Source organism: Stenotrophomonas sp. STEN056, from assembly GCF_056759635.1.
Genome location: NZ_JBRRDL010000034.1, coordinates 15,084 through 34,201 on the forward strand (window position 1 = coordinate 15,084; position 19,118 = coordinate 34,201).

The window sequence follows — 19,118 nt, forward strand, 5'->3', positions numbered from 1 at the left end:
TTACAGCTTCTGCAATTGCGAACGGGCCTGCGCCGCGCCGCTGCCCTGCGGCTGCAGCTCCAGGTAGGTGCTATAGGCCTGCTTGGCCTTGGCGTTGTCGCCAGCGTTGAAGTACGCATCGCCCAGGTTGAGATACGCCACCGCGCGCGAGGGATCGATCTTCAAGGTGTTCTCCAGCCAACGCGCCGCTTCGGCGTAACGCTGCTGGCGGTAGTAGACAAAGCCGAGATTGTTGGCTGCCTGGGCGAAATCCGGGCGCAGCTTCAGGGCTTCGGTGAATTCGGCGACGGCTTCGTCATAGCGCTTCTCGCGGTACAACTGCAGGCCGCGATCATTGGCCTGCTGCGCACGGCGGCGGTCCGATGCCGGCGCCGCCGCTGGCACCACCAGCGTGTTCTTGCCGCCCTGCAGATCGGCCACGGTCACCGGCGTTTCGCCTTCATTCTTGGCGTCCTGCACGGCATCGACGCGATTGTTCAAGGCAATGGCATCGGCCGAAAGCTGGCGTGTATCGGCAGTGAGGTATTCCTGGCTGTCCGGCACCTGGAACACGAATTCACCGCCCTGCGAGCCCGGCAGGCTGCCGAACGCCGGCGTCTGTCGCGACACCGCCGACACGGCCGGCGCCACATACGCGGCCAGTTCGGTGCCGGTGATCAAGCCATCACCGTTGAGGTCGCCCTTGCCACCGAGCGCCTGCAACAGCACCCAGGTAAAGATCGAATGGCCGTTCGGGCCACTGTCGGCCACCTGCTGGTCAGCACCACCGGCGGTCAGCATCTGCCGCGCACTGCGGCGTGCGTTCTCGCGCAGGAAGGCCGATGACGACGGCCCACCGCGGGTCAAGCCCAGGCCGCTGTAGCAGGCATCCATCACAAACATCACGTGCTTGGCGCGCATACTCTCGGCGATGTTCTGGATGTCGGTCATCGCGATGGCATCGGTGGCGAATTCGTTGGGGTCCGAATCCACCGGAATGATGTAGCCCAGGTCGCGCCCGGAGGCGAGCTGGCGGGTGGCGCCGTGGCCGGCGAAGAACACAAACACGCGGTCGTTTTTGCCGGTGCGCTCGTCGGCCAGGCGGTCGTGGAATGCGGCCAGGATGTTGTTGCGCGTGGCCTGCTGGTTCTTCAGCACGATCACCTGCGAGGACGGGAAGCCGAACTGGCCGGTCAGCGTGTCGGCAATGGCCTGCGCGTCATGGCTGGCGTATTCGAGCTGCGGCCATTTGGCGTACTCGTCGATGCCGATCACGATCGCCCAGGATTTCTCGTAGCCGGTGGTGACGGTGGCATCGTTGTTCGTGCCCTTGCGTGCGCGGCTGACGCTGAAATCACGGCCGTTCCAGCCGGCAAATTGATACCCGTCGGCAATCAGCCGGTCCAGGATCTGCGGCAGCGCCTTCACCGCGCGGTCGTGGATGTCATGGAACAGGATGATGCCCTTCTGTTCCTTCTGTACCTGCTCGATCACGCGCTGCACGATCGACTCCGGTACCGGGTCGGCCCAGTCCATCGAGTCGATGTTCCACATGATCGACTTCAGCCCGGCCTCGCCCAGCAACTGCAGGCCTTCGGCATTGCGCGCGCCATACGGGAAGCGGAACAGCGGCGCACGCCGGTTATCCACACCTTTGAGCAAGGTATCGGTGGCCAGCACCTGCTCACGCAGCGCATCGCCACTGGTGCGCGACAACTGCGCGTGGGTGAGGCTGTGGTTGCCCACCGCATACCCCTGCTCCATCAGGTTGCGGCTGATGCCGGCCATCGGCCCCAGTTTCACCTTGCCATCGGCCTGCACTGTGCCAAGGTTGCGGCCCACTTCAAAGAACACGCCGGGCACGTCGTAACGCTTGAGGATGGCCACCACTTCATCGGTATAGGCCTTGTGCGGGCCATCATCGAAAGTGAGCACCACGGTTTTTGCAGGCAGGTCGCGGCCGAAGATCTCGCGCTCGCTGTCCTTCATCGACATCGGATACGGCTCGATCACGCCGTAGTCGCGCAGGATCGCCTCGCGGCTGTACTGCGTCTGCAGATGCGCAATGTAGTCGTCCCACTTTTCGCGCTTCAGTTCGATGGCGCGGGTGCGCTCGAAACGGCTGAAAATGCGGGTGATTTCCTGGTTGTAGTTGCGCTCGATCGCATCCAGCGCTTCCAGGTCTTCGCCGATGCGCTGGTGCAGTTTCACCGTCGGCAGGGACGAATCCGTACCGACGCGCGCATGCAGGTCACGCAGGATTTCGCGGAACGCCAGGCGGTCCGCGTCATACAGCTCCGGCGAGGATTCGACGTAATCCAGCACCGTGCCCAGCGTGGCAAAACGCTGCGGGCTGGTGCTGCGCAGCAGCGTGTCGAACTGGCCGGCAATGGCCACGCGCTGCTCAAGCCCGTCATGGAACAACTGCTGGCCCACGCGGCTGGAGGTGTTGCGGTCCGCTGCCGATTGCTGCGCTTCGTCAGCCAGCAACACGATGATGCGGCGATGCCCGTCCAACTGCTTCTGCAGCGCACTCAGCAACGGTGCTGCCGCCGGGTCGGCCGCCGCCGCGGCCTGCGCGCTGGGCTGGGTCACGGTCCCGGCCGGCGTCATCGCATCTTCGTTCCTGCTGCAGGCGGCAACAGCCAGGGTGAGCAGCAACGACGGCAACAACAGGCGGGGCGACAGCGACACACGGGGCATGGCGGGCTCGGGCTCGTTCAACAAGCGGAAGGTGCGGCGATTCTAACGCCGCATGCGAAAAGCCCGCCTTGCGGCGGGCTTTTGCACTTACTTGGCTTCGACCTTGGCCGGCGCCGGGATGTCCTGGCCGTGCTTCTTGATCATCAGCCACTGCTGCAGCAGGCTCAGGCCACCGTTGACCACCCAGTACAGCACCAGGCCCGACGGCATGAAGGCCATCATCACGCCGAACACCAGCGGCATGAACTGCATCATCTTCTGCTGCATCGGGTCCATGCCCACCGCAGGCGTCAGCTTCTGGGTGAACCACATCACCGCGATGTTGATCAGCGGCAGGATGAAGTACGGATCACGCGCGGTCAGATCCTGGATCCAGCCCAGCCACGGCGCCTGGCGCAGTTCCACCGACTCCACCAGCACCCAGTACAGGGCGAAGAAGATCGGCATCTGGATCAGCAGCGGCAGGCAGCCCCCCAGCGGATTGATCTTCTCCTTCTTGTACAGCTCCATCATTGCCGTCTGGAACTTCTGCTTGTCGTCGCCGTAGCGCTCCTTGAGCTGCGCAATGCGCGGCTGGAACTTGCGCATCTTGGCCTGCGACTTGAACTGCGCATTGGCCAGGGGGAACAACGCCAGCTTCAGCAGGATCACCAGGCCGATGATCGCCCAGCCCCAGTTGCCGACCAGCTTGTGCACCTGGTTCATCACCCAGAACAGGCCCTGGCCGATGATCGCCATGATCGAGAAGCGGCTGTAATCGACCACGCGGTCCAGGCCCTTCACGTCTTCCTTGGCAATCTGGTTGACCAGCTTCGGGCCCACCCACAGGCGCGCTTCGGTGCTGACCTTCTGCCCCGGCGCCACGGTGAAACCCGGACCGCGCGCTTCGATCACATGACGCGGACCGTTCTGCTCAAGCAGGTACAGCGAGGACTGGTCGGCCTGCGGAATCCATGCGGTGAAGAAGTGGTGCTGCAGCATGGCCACCCAACCACCTGTGATGGTGCGGCTGAGCTTGCCGTCGTCCAGGTAGTCGGAGAAAGCGCGACGCTCGTAGCCTTCTTCCGGGCTGTACCAGGTAGCGCCGTTGAAGCTGAAGGAATCCGGGTTGGTCATGCCCTTGCTGATCACCGGCGGCACGCGGTCGAGCTTGCGGAACACATAGCCCTGCCACGACGTGGTGCCGGTGTTGACCACCTCGTCCTTCACGCTGACGGCGTAATCACCGCGCTTGAAGGTATAGGTACGGTGGATGCTGACGCCGTTGGGGCCGTTCCACACGAACGGCACCTGCACTTCGGCCTGGCCGTCGGCCAGCACCACCTCGGTGACGCCCGGTGCCGGCTGGAAGCCGGTCGCGCCCGGTACCGGCGAATTGGCCTGGCTGGCCCAACCGGCGGTGGCGCTGTACGGATGCGCCTTGTCCTCGGTCAGCAGCTGCACCGGCGGGCTGCCGGCGGCCTTGGTCTGCGGGAACTGCAGCAGGTCAGCGTCCAGCACGCTGCGGCCGTCGAGCACCAGCTTGAGCACGTCGGTGGTGACGGTCACGCGCCGTGCGGCGGCGGCCGTGGTTGCCTCCACGCCTGCAACCGCCGGCGCCTGCCCCGGCACCGTGGCCTGTGGCACGTTGCCAGCGGTCGGCAATGCCAGGTCCGCATCGGTGGCGGCCGGGACGGCCGGCTGGGTTGCCGCAACGGTCGCCGGATCCGGCGCGTTCTTCTCGCGACCCCATTCCATCCACAACAGCACGGCCACCATCAGCCAGGCAAAAATCAGGAATACACGGGTCTGGTTCATCAGCAGGCAGGCTCGGCTCGACCGGAGGAGGTGTCCGGCGCATTCAAAGAAGGAAGAGGATTGACACCCTCGCGCGGCGGCATTGTGCCGTCCGCGCCCGCAGGGGGCAATGCGCCGGCACGGCGCAACAGGCGTTCAAACGCCTCACGGATCTGTTGATTGTCCGCAGTCTTCGCCGCCGAACGGGCCACGACAACGTAGTCGCCGGCAGCCAGACACGGCAAAAGATGGCGTGTTGCATCGCGCAACACACGCTTGATACGGTTACGGCCGACCGCACGCGTATCCACCTTGCGTGACACAGCCATGCCCAGCCGGGCGGGGGTATCCCCTTTCAGCCAGTGGAGTGTCATCAAAGGATCGGACACACGGCGGGCGCCGTTGAAGACCGTTGAATATTCGGCACGCGTACAAACCCGCGCAGAGCGAGGGAATCGCTTGCGCGGGAAGTCACTGCTCACAATCGGACTTGCATTTGCCGCAGGAAGCGGCAACGCAATCAAGCGCTGAGGACTTTGCGGCCCTTGGCGCGGCGACGCGACAGGATCTTGCGGCCGTCAGCGGTCTTCATACGAGCGCGGAAGCCGTGATCGCGCTTGCGCTTGAGGTTGCTGGGTTGGAACGTGCGCTTGGTGGCCATGGGGGCACCTGTATGAATGAGACGGAAAGAACCGGAAATTCTATAGAGCTCCCCCCCGCCTCGTCAAGCTTGTGACACGCATGGATTTCACGGGCCGGTGCATAGCTTGTGGATGATCCTGTGAATAAAACCGGGACAAGCATTCCCGCATCCGGCCTGCGGTGGTAGTCTGCGCCATCCACTTTCCCCCTTCCCGGCCTGTGGCCCGGCGGCTTTCTGCGCCCGGCTGACAAGGCCTTTGATGATTATTTCTGATGGATGCATGGTCCCTTTGCCTTGAGCGTCTTGAGGCGGAATTCCCGCCGGAAGATGTCCACACCTGGTTGAAGCCGTTACAGGCCGACCAACGTGCCGACAGCCTCGTGCTGTATGCGCCCAATGCCTTCATTGTCGAGCAGGTGCGCGAGCGTTACCTGTCGCGCATTTCTGAATTGCTGGCCCATTTCGCCGGTTTCGGCGAGGTGGTGCTGGAAATCGGCTCGCGCCCGCGTGTCGCCGAACCGGCGCCGTTGTCGCCCCCGCCCGGCGTGCCGGCCGCGCCCGCCGCCCCGGTGGTGCCATTCAATGGCAACCTGGATTCGCATTACACCTTCACCAATTTCGTTGAAGGCCGCAGCAACCAGCTGGGGCTGGCGGCCGCGTTCCAGGCGGCGCAGAAGCCCGGCGACCGCGCGCACAACCCGCTGTTGCTGTACGGCGGTACCGGCCTGGGCAAGACCCACTTGATGCTGGCTGCCGGCAATGCGATGCGACAGGCCAATCCGGCGGCCAAGGTGCTCTATCTGCGTTCGGAACAGTTCTTCAGCGCCATGATCCGAGCGCTGCAGGAAAAAACCATGGACCAGTTCAAGCGCCAATTCCAGCAGGTGGACGCGCTGCTGATTGATGACATCCAGTTCTTCGCCGGCAAGGACCGCACCCAGGAAGAGTTTTTCCACACGTTCAATGCGTTGTTCGATGGCAAGCAGCAGATCATCCTGACCTGCGACCGCTATCCGCGCGAGGTGGAAGGCCTGGAAGCGCGCTTGAAGTCGCGCCTGGCCTGGGGTTTGTCGGTGGCCATCGAGCCGCCGGATTTTGAAACCCGTGCCGCCATCGTGCTGGCAAAAGCACTGGAACGTGGCGCTGAAATCCCCGATGACGTCGCCTTCCTGATCGCCAAGAAGATGCGCTCCAACGTCCGTGACCTGGAAGGTGCGCTCAATACGCTGACCGCGCGCGCCAACTTCACCGGCCGTGCCATCACCACCGAATTCGCCCAGGAAACCCTGCGCGATCTGCTGCGTGCCCAGCAGCAGGCGATCAGCATTCCCAACATCCAGAAGATCGTGGCCGATTACTACGGGCTGCAGATCAAGGATCTGCTGTCCAAGCGCCGGACCCGCTCGCTGGCCCGTCCGCGCCAGGTCGCCATGGCGCTGACCAAGGAGCTGACCGAACACAGCCTCCCGGAAATCGGCGATGCCTTTGCCGGCCGTGACCACACCACCGTGCTGCATGCCTGCCGCCAGATCAGAACGCTGATGGAAGCCGACGGCAAGCTGCGCGAGGACTGGGACAAGCTCATCCGCAAACTCAGCGAGTAGCGCTTTGCAGGTGATCCAAAGACCGGCGCATTGCCAGGTTGCGTGAGTCAGTCATCAGGTCACCGGAAGCCAAGGGCGGGAAGTGGGACGAATGATGCACCGACGCCACAGAGGCGTCATCGCACAAAACGGTGCATGATTCGGGGGTAACGACGGGAGAGTCTGTGGATAAAATCAGTTGGTTTTTCGGAGCCCGATTTATCCACAGCTTCCCCCTCCGGTTCCAGGCCAGTAATACATGGGTTTCAAAGATTGAAACTCATTTAAAAACAAACACTTAAGCTTGTTTTAGGCGAAATCTGGCTCTACCAGCACCACCAAGCTTTAGATTTAACCCACATCTTTAAGAGCATAGGGGCACGAAACCACATGCGTTTCACACTGCAGCGCGAAGCCTTTCTCAAGCCGTTGGCCCAGGTCGTCAACGTGGTTGAACGCCGCCAGACTCTTCCGGTTCTGGCCAATTTCCTGGTTCAGGTGCAGGGCGGCCAGTTGTCACTGACCGGCACCGACCTGGAAGTGGAGATGGTCTCCCGCATCGCGGTCGAAGACGCCCAGGACGGTGAAACCACGATTCCGGCGCGCAAGTTGTTCGAAATCATCCGCGCCCTGCCCGACGGCAGCCGCATCACGGTTTCCCAGGCCGGCGACAAGATCACGGTGCAGGCCGGCCGCAGCCGCTTCACCCTGGCGACCTTGCCGGCCAACGATTTCCCCTCGGTTGACGAGGTCGAAGCGACCGAGCGCGTTGCCGTGCCGGAAGCCGCGTTGAAGGAGCTGATCGAGCGCACCGCATTCGCGATGGCGCAGCAGGACGTCCGTTATTACCTCAACGGCCTGTTGTTCGACCTGCGCGACAAGACCCTGCGCTGCGTGGCCACCGATGGCCACCGCCTGGCGTTGTGCGAAACCTCGCTGGAAACCAGCACCGGCAAGCGCCAGATCATTGTTCCGCGCAAGGGCGTGACCGAACTGCAGCGCCTGCTGGAGGGCGGCGACCGCGAAGTTGAGCTGGAAGTCGGCCGCAGCCACATTCGCGTGAAGCGCGACGATGTCACCTTCACTTCCAAGCTGATCGACGGCCGTTTCCCGGATTACGAAGCAGTGATTCCGATTGGCGCCGACCGCGAAGTGAAGGTTGACCGCGAAATGCTGCGTGCCTCGCTGCAGCGTGCGGCCATTCTGTCGAACGAGAAGTACCGCGGCGTTCGCGTCGAAGTGACCCCCGGGCAGCTGAAGTTGAGCGCACACAACCCGGAACAGGAAGAGGCGCAGGAAGAAATCGAGGCCGATACCGACGTCAGCGACCTGGCCATCGGCTTTAACGTGAACTACCTGCTGGATGCCCTGTCCGCACTGCGGGATGAGCATGTCGTAATCCAGCTGCGCGATTCCAACTCCTCGGCGTTGGTGCGTGAAGCCAGCAGCGAGAAGTCGCGCCACGTGGTGATGCCGTTGCGTCTCTGACCGGCAGGTTCCACGTGAAACACAAGAAGCCCGGCGCATAGCCGGGCTTTTTCTTTGCCACTTGTTTGAGACGTTCCACGTGGAACAGGGGGAACAGGCGTCAAAACTTTCAGCCGCTCAGGTACCCCGCTCCTGCTTCATGAGCAGATCGCTCTGCGTGGACGCGCGGGTCCTGAACTCAGCCCTTCTTGGGGCCGACTGTTGTCTCCCCCCTGTTTCAAGAAAGGCCCCCCGGGTAAAGACCCACCCGTTTGTTGCCTTGAATTGGCAGCGCCCAGTTCCAGGTAGATTCCAGCGCCCACCTGCGATCTGATCGTTGCGATTCCAGGCATGCCAAAAGTCGCCGGATGCACAGAGGTGCAACGTTGATAGGAACCATTGCAGAAACGGCCAAGGACCTCCGGTAGAGCCGCGATACCGGAGGCCGGGGCCACTTGGAACTCATATCCTGGGACAAATCCTGCCGGGATCTCGGGCAGACGACTTCGCTCAGAGCCTGAATCTGTGAAATCCGGGAGCAATGCCCTTGGTCTATCGATCAGATTTCAAGAAATCAGGGGGCTTTCCAGGAGCGGCTGCAAAGAACCGACCAGATCGCTGGAACCCGCGGATCCAACCTCCCCCGGATTTCATGAAATCTGGAGAACGGGCAGCAGCTCCACGATCCAGATTTCAAAGATTCGGGGCGGTTTGTTCTGAGGCTTTCTGGCTGCGCTTTTCTCAGCTCTATGCTTTAAATCTGAGAATAAATCAAAAGCTTGGTGGTGATGGTAGAGGCAGATTTTATGTAAAACTAGCTTAAGTGGCTGTTTTAAATGGGATTAGTGCCACTGAAACCCCCTGTAAAACAGGGCCTCCAGCCTGTGGATATCTTGGGATAAGGTGCAGATGTGCCTTGAACGGCAAAATTATCCACAGATTGCCCCACTTATACACAGGGTTTGTACCCGGACCTATCCCGGCGCGGAAAACGGCTGAGATTTGATGAAATCTGCAGGGCTGCTCCTCACTGGACTGCTCAGATTCGAAGGAATTGGAGGGTGTTCCACGTGGCACCGATTGCCAGCATTCATCGCAGGCCTGCCGTGCCTGCTGAATAAGGGCCAATGCCGTAAGCTGCATCCCTGCCTGCCACGAATGCCGTAGCGGCATCGCGATCCTTTCGAGCGTCAATGCATATCGTCCGTGTTGCCCTGAACCGCGTGCGCCGGTTCGATTCGGTGGAATTGGCGCCCCGCCCAGGTCTGAATCTGATCACCGGCGCCAATGGTGCGGGTAAAACCAGCCTGCTTGAGGCGCTGCATCTGATGGCCTACGGCCGCAGTTTTCGTGGCCGGGTAAGGGATGGCTTGGTGCAGAAGGGCGCCGATGGCCTCGATGTGTTCGTGGAATGGCAGGAAACCGCCCATGGAGGCGCTGCACTGCGCCGTGCCGGGCTGCGCCACAGTGGGCAAACCTGGAAAGGACGGCTGGACGGAGAAGATGTTCCGCAACTGGGTACGCTTTGCGCCGCGCTGGCCGTGGTGACATTCGAGCCAGGCAGCCATGCATTGGTCAGTGGCGGCAGTGAACCGCGTCGGCGTTTCATCGATTGGGGGTTGTTCCACGTGGAACCTGACTTCCTCCCGCTCTGGCGCCGGTACACGCGGGCATTGAAGCAGCGTAATACGCTGCTCAAGGCAGGGGCCTCCGGAAAACAGCTGGATGCTTGGGATTGGGAGCTGGCGCAGGCCGGAACACCTTTGACGTCCCGTCGGCAGCAATACCTGGAGCGCTTGCAGGAGCGTGCGGTAGCCCTGGCCGCCGAGCTGGCCCCGGGCCTGCAGTTGCAATCGATGGAACTGCAGCCGGGCTGGCGCCGCAACGAAATGTCTCTGGCAGATGCCCTGCTGCTGGCGCGCGAACGTGACCGCTCGGTCGGCTATACCTCCGTGGGTCCGCACAGGGCCGATTGGACGGTGGGGTTTGCCCAGATTCCGGGGCGCGATGCGCTCTCCCGCGGGCAGGCAAAGCTCACGGCACTGGCCTGTTTGTTGGCTCAGGCCGATGACTACGCCGCCGAGCGTGGGGAATGGCCGGTGATTGCGCTGGATGACCTGGGTTCGGAGTTGGACAGGAACCACCAGCAACGTGTGCTGCAGCGCTTGGCCGCGACGCCGGCCCAGGTCTTCATTACGGCAACGGAAATCCCGCCGGCGCTGGAGGCCGAATTGCGGCCAGCCGCTGTGTTCCACGTGGAACATGGCACGATTCAGACAGCAGATTGACCCTTCAGGGCGGAAATCCGCCCGAGGGGTATAATCGGGACGTAATCCCCTATTCCTCATGTACCTGTCCCCCGGGCAGGCGCATGACTCTGCGGAGCCCATGGCAAGCGCAATGACCGAAGAACAGAACATCCCGGCCAGTAACGGCAACTACGACGCCAACAGCATCACCGCATTGGAAGGCTTGGAAGCTGTCCGTAAGCGGCCAGGCATGTACATCGGCGACGTCCATGACGGCACCGGCCTGCACCACATGGTGTTCGAGGTTGTCGACAACTCGATCGACGAAGCGCTGGCTGGCCATGCGGACAACGTTACCGTCACCATCCATGCCGATGGCTCAGTGTCGGTATCGGACAATGGTCGCGGCATTCCGGTTGGCAAGCACGAGCAGATGAGCAAGAAGCTCGACCGCGAAGTGTCCGCGGCCGAAGTGGTGATGACTGTCCTGCACGCCGGTGGCAAGTTCGACGACAACAGCTACAAGGTTTCCGGTGGCCTGCACGGCGTCGGTGTCAGTGTGGTCAACGCCCTGTCGGAAAAACTGCTGCTGGATATCTTCCAGGGTGGCTTCCACTACCAGCAGGAATACAGCGACGGTGCGGCCCTGGGTCCGTTGCAGAAACTCGAAGCCACGACCAAGCGCGGCACGACCCTGCGTTTCTGGCCGTCGGTGAAGGCGTTCAACAGCAATGTGGAATTCCATTACGAGGTGCTGGCACGCCGCCTGCGTGAGCTCTCGTTCCTGAATTCCGGCGTCAAGATCGTTTTGAACGACGAGCGTGGCGAAGGCCGTCGCGACGACTTCCACTACGAGGGCGGCATCCGTAGTTTTGTGGAGCACCTGGCGCAGCTGAAGACCCCGCTGCATCCCAACGTCATCTCGGTGACCGGCGAGCACAGCGGCATCACCGTGGAAGTGGCGCTGCAGTGGACCGATTCCTACCAGGAAACGATGTACTGCTTCACCAACAACATCCCGCAGAAGGACGGCGGTACTCACCTTGCCGGTTTCCGCGCGGCGCTGACGCGCGTGTTGAACAACTACATCGAGCAGAACGGCATCGCCAAGCAGGCCAAGATCAGCCTGACCGGCGATGACATGCGCGAAGGCATGATCGCGGTGCTGTCGGTGAAGGTGCCGGATCCGAGCTTCTCCAGCCAGACCAAGGAAAAATTGGTCAGCTCCGACGTCCGCCCGGCGGTTGAAAACGCCTTTGGTGCGCGCCTGGAAGAGTTCCTGCAGGAGAACCCGAACGAAGCCAAGGCCATCGCCGGCAAGATTGTCGATGCGGCCCGCGCCCGTGAAGCCGCGCGCAAGGCCCGCGATCTGACCCGCCGCAAGGGCGCGCTGGACATCGCCGGTCTGCCGGGCAAGTTGGCCGATTGCCAGGAGAAGGATCCTGCGCTGTCCGAACTGTTCATCGTCGAGGGTGACTCGGCAGGTGGTTCGGCCAAGCAGGGCCGCAACCGCAAGAATCAGGCGGTGCTGCCGTTGCGCGGCAAGATCCTCAACGTGGAACGTGCCCGCTTCGACCGCATGCTGGCCTCGGACCAGGTCGGTACGTTGATCACCGCGCTGGGCACCGGCATTGGCCGCGACGAGTACAACCCGGACAAGCTGCGTTACCACAAGATCATCATCATGACCGACGCCGACGTCGACGGCGCGCATATCCGCACGCTGCTGTTGACGTTCTTCTACCGGCAGATGCCGGAGCTGATCGAGCGTGGCTACGTCTACATTGGCCTGCCGCCGCTGTACAAGATCAAGCAGGGCAAGACCGAGCTGTACCTCAAGGACGACCCGGCACTGGATGCCTACCTGGCCAACAGTGCGGTGGAAAACGCGGCACTGGTCCCGGCCACCGGCGAGCCGCCGATCGAAGGCGTGGCGCTGGAAAAGCTGTTGCTGACCTACGCCAGCGCGCAGGATGCCATTGACCGCAATGCGCACCGCTACGACCGCGGCCTGCTGGAAATGCTGGTTGATTTCACCCCGATGGATCTGCAGAACCTGCGCAGTGCCGGTGAAGGCGAAGGCCTGGATGCGCTGGCCAAGCGCCTGAACCAGGGCAGCCTGGGCACGCCGCGTTTCACCCTGGTGCTGCAGGAACCCAACGAGCAGCGGCCGGCAGCGGTGCTGGTCACCCGTCGTCACATGGGCGAAGAGCACACCCAGGTGTTGCCGCTTGCCGCATTTGAATCCGGCGACCTGCGCCCGTTGCATCAGGCTTCGCAGCTGCTGCACGGTTTGATCCGCGAGGGCGCGACCATCAGCCGCGGCAACAAGAGCACCGAAGTCACCGGCTTCGCCCAGGCCCAGGCCTGGTTGATGGATGAAGCCAAGAAGGGCAGGCAGATCCAGCGATTCAAGGGCCTGGGTGAAATGAACCCGGAACAGTTGTGGGATACCACGGTGAATCCGGATACGCGCCGGCTGCTGCAGGTTCGCATTGAAGATGCCGTGGAAGCCGACCAGATTTTCAGCACCTTGATGGGCGATGTGGTCGAGCCGCGCCGCGACTTCATCGAGGACAACGCGCTGAAGGTCATGAATCTGGATATCTGACACAATCCGGATGCAACAGCGGGCGCCTGCTTCTCGCGGCGCCCGTTTTTTTTGCCCGTCAGCTGTTCTCCACAGGCCCGCGATGTCCCTACCTCCCTCGGTTCCGGTTTCATCCCCTACTCCCGCCGCCCGTCGCTCCGGTTCGCCCGTGGCAGGTTTCGGCCTGGATCTGCTGATCGCCATCGGTGCCCTTCTCGGTTTGAGCCTGGCGTGCAGCATGGTCTGGGGGCTCTGGCGCGGCGTGCAGGTGGGCATGGAGGCCGCGCGCACCGGCGAAGGCGCCCCTGCCGCCGCAGACATTGCAACCCTGATGGGCCAGCCGGGCGCCCTTGCGCAGATGCTGATTGCCTTGATCGGAACTGGCGGTGCGGCCTTGCTGCTGTACTTCTGGCGGCGCCGGGCAACGCCCAGCGAACGCGCACAGTCCCGACAGGCCGCATTGCGCCCGGCAACCTGGGGCTGGACCGTATTGGTCGCTGCTGGAGTGTTTGCCGGCAGCAGCCTGATCGGCGCCATTGCCAAGCAGTTGGGTATCGAGCCGGTGCCGACCAACCTGCCACTGATGGAACAGGCCCTGGCCAATTACCCCGCGTTCCTGGTGGCCTTTGCCGTGTTTCTGGCACCTGCCTACGAAGAACTGCTGTTCCGGCGTGTGTTTTTTGGGCGCCTGTGGGCCGCTGACCGGCCCTGGCTGGGCATGCTGCTCAGCAGTGCCGCATTTGCCCTGGTCCACGAAATCCCCGGAACCAGCCCCAACACCTTGCCGGCGATGCTGCAGTTGTGGCTGATCTACGGTGGAATGGGCGCGGCGTTTGCCTGGTTGTACCGCCATACCGGCACGCTCTGGGCCGCCATCGGCGCACACTCGATCAACAATGCCATTGCCCTGGCGGCATTGGTGCTGTTTGGCGCGCAATGATTGTTCGTCGCGATTGACGAAAAATTAAGCAGTGCGCTCGCACACTGCTGCCATGAATGTGGGGGTTCTTCCATGAAAGCTGTCATCCTTGCCTTTACTGCAGCCTGCGTCCTGAGCGCATGTGCGACGACCACGTCTCCTACCGGGCGACGACAGGTGGTGGGCGGTGTTTCGCAGCAGCAGCTGGACCAGCTCGGCGCCCAGGCGTTTGCCGAGACCAAGGCCAAGGAAACCGTCAACCGGGACAGCAGGCAGAACGCTTACGTGCAGTGCGTGGTCAACGCACTGGTGGCGCAACTGCCGCCTCAATACCGTGGCGTACGCTGGGAAACGGCCGTCTTCGTCGACAAGGAACCCAATGCCTTCGCCCTGCCCGGCGGCAAGGTTGGCGTGAATACCGGCATCCTCACCGTGGCCCGCAACCAGGACCAGCTTGCAGCGGTTATCGGCCATGAAATTGGCCATGTGATCTCGCGCCATCACGAGGAGCGCATCACCAAGCAGATGGGCGCGTCCGGGCTGCTGCAGGTAGCCAGTGCCTTGGCAGGCGCGGCCTATGGCGAAGGCGCGGCCAGCACCGTGAGCCAGCTCGGTGGCATGGGCGCACAGACCATGTTCCTGTTGCCGGGTTCACGCACCCAGGAAAGCGAGGCCGACGTTGTTGGCCAGCAACTGATGGCCCGCGCCGGATTCGACCCCGCCCAGGCCGTCAACCTGTGGCAGAACATGATGGCGGCGAGCGGAAACCGTTCACCGCAGTGGTTGTCCACCCACCCGGACCCGGCCAATCGCATCCGCGAACTGCAACGTGACGCCCCCGCGCTCGAACCCATTTACCGGCAGGCCCGGCAATCCGGGATCACCCCCAGATGCGGATGACCCGCGGGAATGTTGCAGTACACCATCGGAAGTGATTTCTCCGTCAAATAATTTCTGATACGTTTGCGAGCTCGGTTTCTTTCCGACTGTCCGAATTCTTGCCGCCCCGGCGGTTTCAACGAGGTGAACCATGATTTTCCGCAGCCCTAAACAAGCCGTGCTTTCCGTCCTTGTCGCGACCGCGCTTGGTGGTGTTGTGGTGGCTGACGCCTCGGCGCAGTCGCGTTCGAGCGAGCGCAGCGAGCGTGGCAATCGTGGTTCGGCCAAGGCCCAGGTGCTGTTCCCGGAAGCCACCCGCGAAGAACCCAAGGCCAAGGCCTCCTCGAAGATGGGCAGCAAGCTCAACAAGCTGTTCGCGGCCTACAACAAGGACGAGTACGCGGAGACCCGCACGCTGGCCGATGAAATCATCGCCGCTGCCGATGCCAACGAATACGACAAGGCCGTTGCCAACCAGCTGGCTTCGCAGGCCGCTTACAACCTGGAAGACAACGCCGCTGCCAAGCAGTACCTGCAGCAGGCCATCACCCTCAACGCGCTGGACAACAACGGCCACTACCAGGCCCTGCTGATGCTGGCCCAGTTGCAGCTGCAGGACGACCAGTACGCCGAAGGCCTGGCCAACCTGGACAAGTACTTCGCCGAGTCCAAGTCGAACAAGCCCGAAGAACTGATCATCAAGGGCCAGGCGCTGTACCAGAGCGAAAAGTACGCCGAGGCCATTCCGGTGCTGAAGGCCGCCATCGCTGCCTCGCCCGAGCCGAAGGACAACTGGAACCAGCTGTTGATGGCCGCCTACGCCGAGGCTGGCCAGACCGGCGAGGCCGTGAAGGAAGCCGAGGCACTGGCTGCCAGGAACCCGTCCGACAAGAAGGCCCAGCTCAACCTGGCCAGCATGTACATGCAGGCCGACCAGATGGACAAGGCTGCTGCGGTGATGGATGCACTGCGCGCGGCTGGACAGCTCACCGAAGAGCGCGAATACAAGCAGCTGTATTCGATCTACGCCAACACCGACAACAAGGAACGGGACGTCATTGCGGTGATCAACGAGGGCATGTCCAAGGGCATCCTCAAGCCGGACTACCAGACCTACCTGGCGCTGGCACAGTCGTATTACTACACCGAGCAGGTGCCACAGGCGATCGAGGCATGGCGTAATGCCGCGCCGTTGTCCAAGGACGGCGAAACCTACCTGAATCTGGCACGTGTCCTGCATGCCGAAGGGCGTATTCCCGAAGCAAAGCAGGCTGCACGCGACGCCAAGGCCAAGGGCGTGAAAAACCCGGCCGACGCGGACAAAATCATCAACCTGAAGTAAGCAGGAATAACGCCTGAACAGCTGTATTTGTGATGCGCAGCTGGTCAGGATTGGTATAAGCTTGGAGGTTCCTGCGGTGTCATGCACCGCTGAATCAGGGGCGACAAAACACCGTCGTTCCGGCCCCACTAACGAGTTCTTGGCGCATGACGGAACAACTGGTTTTTCACCACAGGTATGACGGCGAAAAAGATAAGGGGCTCAGCTGGCCCCGTATCGCCGGTATTGCCTTTGTAATCGCACTTCATCTGGCAGCTCTGATGATGCTCCTGATTCCTGCCGTGGCCCCGAAGGCCGCTGCGGAGAAGGAACGCAACGTCATGGTGACGCTGGTCGACGCACCGCCGCCGCCGCCGCCACCGCCGCCGCCGCCGCCGCCGCAGGACACCCCGCCGCCGCCGGTCAAGAACCTCGCGCCGCCGAAGCCCTCGCCGCTGCCGCCGCCGCCGGAAGCCCCGGTGATCGACGTGCCGGAACCGCGTCCGAATGACGTGGTGACGCCGCCGGCTCCGCCTGCCCCGCCTGCCCCGCCGGTCGACATCCAGGCCAGCGTGGACATCTCGTCCAAGAACATGAATCCGCCGCGTTACCCGCCGGCCGCTTTCCGCGCTGGTATTCAGGGCGAGGTCATCCTGATCATTGATGTCGACGCCAACGGCAACGTCACCAATGTTTCTGTCGAGAAGTCCAGCCGCAACCGCGACCTCGACCGAGCTGCAATGGAAGCGGCACGCAAGTGGAAGTTCAACCCCGCCCAAAGCGGTGGGGCCAAGGCGGCTGGTCGCGTCCGCGTCCCGGTCAATTTTGCGCTGAGCTGATAGGCGTGGCGGCCCTTGGGTCGCCCCCCTGACTGCTCGACTTTAGCTACACCCTTTAACACCACACACAACAAAGGTAAGCGTCATGCTGCAGGAAATTTTCATCGCCGCTGCTGCCGGGGGCAACGCAAACAACGCGCTCTCGCAGATGGGCTTCGAGCATCTGATCCACGAAATGACCTCCAAGCCGGGCGAGTTCGCCGTCTCCTGGGTCGTTCTGATCACCCTGGTGGCGATGTCGGCCATGTCCTGGTACTGGACTGTCATCAACATCTTCCGCACCACCCGTCTGAAGTCTGCCGCTGACCGCGTGCCGGGCCTGTTCTGGGATGCCCCGAACGCCCAGGACGCCATCCGTGCCATGGAAGAGCAGCCGGCTTCGGAGCCCTTCTCCAAGATCGCCCTGGACGCAGCCCAGGCTGCTGCCCACCACCAGCAGGCTGGTGCCGGCGAAACCCTGAGCCGTTCGGAGTTCGTTGACCGCGCCCTGCGTCAGGCCGTGACCCGCGAATCGAACCGTCTGCAGGGCGGCATGATTCTGCTGGCCACCGTCGGTGCAACCGCTCCGTTCGTGGGTCTGCTGGGTACGGTGTGGGGCATCTACGGCGCGCTGATCAAGATCGGTGCCACGGGTTCGGCCTCGATCGACGCCGTTGCCGGCCCGGTGGGTGAAGCACTGATCATGACCGCCATCGGTCTGTTCGTGGCTATCCCGGCCGTGTTCGCCTTCAACTTCTTCAGCAAGATCAACAGCGCCACGATCAGCAAGTTCGATACGTTCGCTCACGATCTGCACGACTTCTTCGCCACTGGCTCGCGCGTTCGCTGAGCCAGTAAGCCGAGCAGTCCTCGCAACGATATAGACGGAGCCCGTTATGGCTTTCAGTAGTGACAACAGCAGCGGCCCCATGGCCGACATCAACGTCACGCCCCTCGTGGACGTGATGCTGGTGCTGCTGATCATCTTCATCATCACGGCTCCCCTGATGTCCCACAAGGTTCAGGTGGAGCTGCCAGAGGCCAATCTGAACATCAATCCGGACGATGCTGAAAAGCGTTCGAACCCGATTACGGTGGCAGTCAAGGAAGACGGCAAGCTCTACTGGAACGACGAAGAAGTCTCCAAGGAGACTTTGGAATCGCGTTTCGCTACCGCTGCCCAGCAGACGCCGCAGCCGCCGTTGAACCTGCGTGGTGACAAGACCACGAAGATGAGCGTGATCAACGAAGTAACCAAGATCGCGCAGGGCCAGGGAATGTTGGACGTCGGTTTCGTTGCCACCAAAGAAAAGGGGCAATAAGCGATGGCATTCAGTAGTGGTGGTAACAAGGGCCCCATGGCCGACATCAACGTCACGCCCCTCGTGGACGTGATGCTGGTGCTGCTGATCATCTTCATCGTGACCGCGCCGATCATGACGTACCCGATCGCCGTGGATCTGCCGCAGCGGGTGATCAACCCGCCGCCGCAGTTGCGCGAGCCGCCGCCGCCGATCGATCTGCGTGTGGATGCGAGCAACCAGGTTTACTGGAACAACAGTCCGGTGAACGTGGGCGACCTGCAGCAGAAGATGGAAGAAGAAGTACAGAAGGATCCGACCAACCAGCCGGAACTTCGCATCGAAGCCAGCCCGGATTCGGAGTATGAGGTCATGGCCAAGATTCTTGCCCAGGCCAAGAATGCTCAGATGAAGAAGATCGGTTTCGTGCAGTGACGTAACACCAAGTCATGACGCGACTGGAAGACGCCCTCGATATTCGGGGGCGTCTTTTTTTTTGTGCTTCCGGCGCATGAAACGGAGGTCGTGCGTAGGTGCGCAGATGCTGAAGCGCTCTTTTTGGGCTGTGGCTCTGTTGTTGGAATCTGTAGTTCTGGTGCGACTGCGGTGCTGTGTTGTGGTTGATGCCGCGCATGCAGCAGTTACCGCACGCAGTAATTTTTACAGGCTGTGCACGGGCCAGAGCAGGCCACACGCCGAAGCACGATGGCTGAGGGTTTCTTGGTTGAGAACGTGGTCTTCGCTGGCGCGGTTGCTGCCTGGATGAGGTGCAGATGGGCTGCGCTTTTGCTTACCGCTGTTGCGAAAAACAGGTGTTCTCCTCAGCCGCCGCCCTGGCAAGCGCGATGAAGAAACAGGCGTGCGTTTGGGGGCATTGAAAGAGCACGTTC

General features: G+C 62.2%; 15 protein-coding genes. 11 read left to right on the top strand and 4 right to left on the bottom strand.

From position 1 onward, the window contains the following. The 4 genes from ACVOLO_RS15140 to rpmH all read right to left on the bottom strand — a co-directional run bounded on the left by ACVOLO_RS15140 (window position 1) and on the right by rpmH (window position 5,119). Complete coding sequence (locus ACVOLO_RS15140) at window positions 1-2,682, bottom strand: polysaccharide deacetylase family protein (RefSeq protein WP_481571144.1); 2,682 nt, start codon at window positions 2,680-2,682, stop codon at window positions 1-3. An 87-nt stretch (window positions 2,683-2,769) separates the two neighbouring features. After that, complete coding sequence (gene yidC / locus ACVOLO_RS15145) at window positions 2,770-4,479, bottom strand: membrane protein insertase YidC (RefSeq protein ID WP_481571145.1); 1,710 nt, start codon at window positions 4,477-4,479, stop codon at window positions 2,770-2,772. Then, the gene (gene rnpA, locus ACVOLO_RS15150; RefSeq protein ID WP_481571167.1) at window positions 4,479-4,973 is read right to left on the bottom strand and encodes a ribonuclease P protein component; all 495 of its coding nucleotides are present in this window, start codon (window positions 4,971-4,973) and stop codon (window positions 4,479-4,481) included. The genes yidC and rnpA overlap by 1 nt, the downstream gene beginning before the upstream one ends. A 5-nt stretch (window positions 4,974-4,978) precedes the next feature. Further along, a complete protein-coding gene (rpmH, locus tag ACVOLO_RS15155) occupies window positions 4,979-5,119 on the bottom strand; it encodes a 50S ribosomal protein L34 (protein WP_006404565.1) in 141 nt (46 codons plus the stop codon). 254 nt (window positions 5,120-5,373) lie between these two features. Here rpmH and dnaA point away from each other — a divergent pair, with 254 nt between their 5' ends. The 11 genes from dnaA (at window position 5,374) to ACVOLO_RS15210 (ending at window position 18,663) form a co-directional block, all read left to right on the top strand. Next, window positions 5,374-6,705 carry a chromosomal replication initiator protein DnaA gene (dnaA, locus tag ACVOLO_RS15160; protein ID WP_481571146.1) on the top strand — a complete coding sequence of 444 codons (1,332 nt, stop codon included), beginning with the start codon at window positions 5,374-5,376 and terminating at the stop codon, window positions 6,703-6,705. Between the two features lie 369 nt (window positions 6,706-7,074). Continuing rightward, complete coding sequence (gene dnaN, locus ACVOLO_RS15165; RefSeq protein WP_481571147.1) at window positions 7,075-8,172, top strand: DNA polymerase III subunit beta; 1,098 nt, start codon at window positions 7,075-7,077, stop codon at window positions 8,170-8,172. A 1,172-nt stretch (window positions 8,173-9,344) separates the two neighbouring features. Continuing rightward, window positions 9,345-10,439: a DNA replication/repair protein RecF gene (gene recF, locus ACVOLO_RS15170; protein WP_481571148.1), complete on the top strand. Its 1,095-nt coding sequence runs from the start codon at window positions 9,345-9,347 to the stop codon at window positions 10,437-10,439. 112 nt (window positions 10,440-10,551) lie between these two features. Next, window positions 10,552-13,011, top strand: coding sequence for a DNA topoisomerase (ATP-hydrolyzing) subunit B (gene gyrB, locus ACVOLO_RS15175; protein WP_481571149.1), 2,460 nt, complete (start codon window positions 10,552-10,554; stop codon window positions 13,009-13,011). Between the two features lie 82 nt (window positions 13,012-13,093). Beyond that, complete coding sequence (locus tag ACVOLO_RS15180) at window positions 13,094-13,930, top strand: CPBP family intramembrane glutamic endopeptidase (RefSeq protein WP_481571150.1); 837 nt, start codon at window positions 13,094-13,096, stop codon at window positions 13,928-13,930. A gap of 72 nt (window positions 13,931-14,002) precedes the next feature. Beyond that, window positions 14,003-14,809 (top strand): M48 family metallopeptidase, encoded by an 807-nt coding sequence (locus ACVOLO_RS15185; protein ID WP_481571151.1) that lies wholly within the window; start codon window positions 14,003-14,005, stop codon window positions 14,807-14,809. A 130-nt stretch (window positions 14,810-14,939) separates the two neighbouring features. Further along, the gene (locus ACVOLO_RS15190) at window positions 14,940-16,130 is read left to right on the top strand and encodes a tetratricopeptide repeat protein (protein WP_481571152.1); all 1,191 of its coding nucleotides are present in this window, start codon (window positions 14,940-14,942) and stop codon (window positions 16,128-16,130) included. A 146-nt stretch (window positions 16,131-16,276) separates the two neighbouring features. Further along, entirely contained in the window at window positions 16,277-16,948 is a 672-nt protein-coding gene (locus ACVOLO_RS15195) for an energy transducer TonB (protein WP_481571153.1), read from the top strand. A gap of 85 nt (window positions 16,949-17,033) precedes the next feature. Further along, window positions 17,034-17,777 carry a TonB-system energizer ExbB gene (exbB, locus tag ACVOLO_RS15200; protein WP_481571154.1) on the top strand — a complete coding sequence of 248 codons (744 nt, stop codon included), beginning with the start codon at window positions 17,034-17,036 and terminating at the stop codon, window positions 17,775-17,777. A gap of 46 nt (window positions 17,778-17,823) precedes the next feature. Beyond that, on the top strand, window positions 17,824-18,249 hold the full coding sequence (locus ACVOLO_RS15205) for an ExbD/TolR family protein (protein WP_481571155.1): 426 nt from the start codon (window positions 17,824-17,826) through the stop codon (window positions 18,247-18,249). Between the two features lie 3 nt (window positions 18,250-18,252). After that, window positions 18,253-18,663 (top strand): ExbD/TolR family protein, encoded by a 411-nt coding sequence (locus ACVOLO_RS15210; protein WP_481571156.1) that lies wholly within the window; start codon window positions 18,253-18,255, stop codon window positions 18,661-18,663. The last annotated feature ends 455 nt before the right edge of the window (window positions 18,664-19,118 follow it).

Excerpts from the sequence above, each read along its gene's own strand:
- ACVOLO_RS15140 (WP_481571144.1), bottom strand. The coding sequence starts at position 2,682 with ATGCCCCGTGTGTCGCTGTCGCCCCGCCTGTTGTTGCCGTCGTTGCTG.
- yidC (WP_481571145.1), bottom strand. The coding sequence starts at position 4,479 with ATGAACCAGACCCGTGTATTCCTGATTTTTGCCTGGCTGATGGTGGCC.
- rpmH (WP_006404565.1), bottom strand. The coding sequence starts at position 5,119 with ATGGCCACCAAGCGCACGTTCCAACCCAGCAACCTCAAGCGCAAGCGC.
- dnaA (WP_481571146.1), top strand. The coding sequence starts at position 5,374 with ATGGATGCATGGTCCCTTTGCCTTGAGCGTCTTGAGGCGGAATTCCCG.
- dnaN (WP_481571147.1), top strand. The coding sequence starts at position 7,075 with ATGCGTTTCACACTGCAGCGCGAAGCCTTTCTCAAGCCGTTGGCCCAG.
- recF (WP_481571148.1), top strand. The coding sequence starts at position 9,345 with ATGCATATCGTCCGTGTTGCCCTGAACCGCGTGCGCCGGTTCGATTCG.
- gyrB (WP_481571149.1), top strand. The coding sequence starts at position 10,552 with ATGACCGAAGAACAGAACATCCCGGCCAGTAACGGCAACTACGACGCC.
- ACVOLO_RS15180 (WP_481571150.1), top strand. The coding sequence starts at position 13,094 with ATGTCCCTACCTCCCTCGGTTCCGGTTTCATCCCCTACTCCCGCCGCC.
- ACVOLO_RS15185 (WP_481571151.1), top strand. The coding sequence starts at position 14,003 with ATGAAAGCTGTCATCCTTGCCTTTACTGCAGCCTGCGTCCTGAGCGCA.
- ACVOLO_RS15190 (WP_481571152.1), top strand. The coding sequence starts at position 14,940 with ATGATTTTCCGCAGCCCTAAACAAGCCGTGCTTTCCGTCCTTGTCGCG.
- ACVOLO_RS15195 (WP_481571153.1), top strand. The coding sequence starts at position 16,277 with ATGACGGAACAACTGGTTTTTCACCACAGGTATGACGGCGAAAAAGAT.
- exbB (WP_481571154.1), top strand. The coding sequence starts at position 17,034 with ATGCTGCAGGAAATTTTCATCGCCGCTGCTGCCGGGGGCAACGCAAAC.
- ACVOLO_RS15205 (WP_481571155.1), top strand. The coding sequence starts at position 17,824 with ATGGCTTTCAGTAGTGACAACAGCAGCGGCCCCATGGCCGACATCAAC.
- ACVOLO_RS15210 (WP_481571156.1), top strand. The coding sequence starts at position 18,253 with ATGGCATTCAGTAGTGGTGGTAACAAGGGCCCCATGGCCGACATCAAC.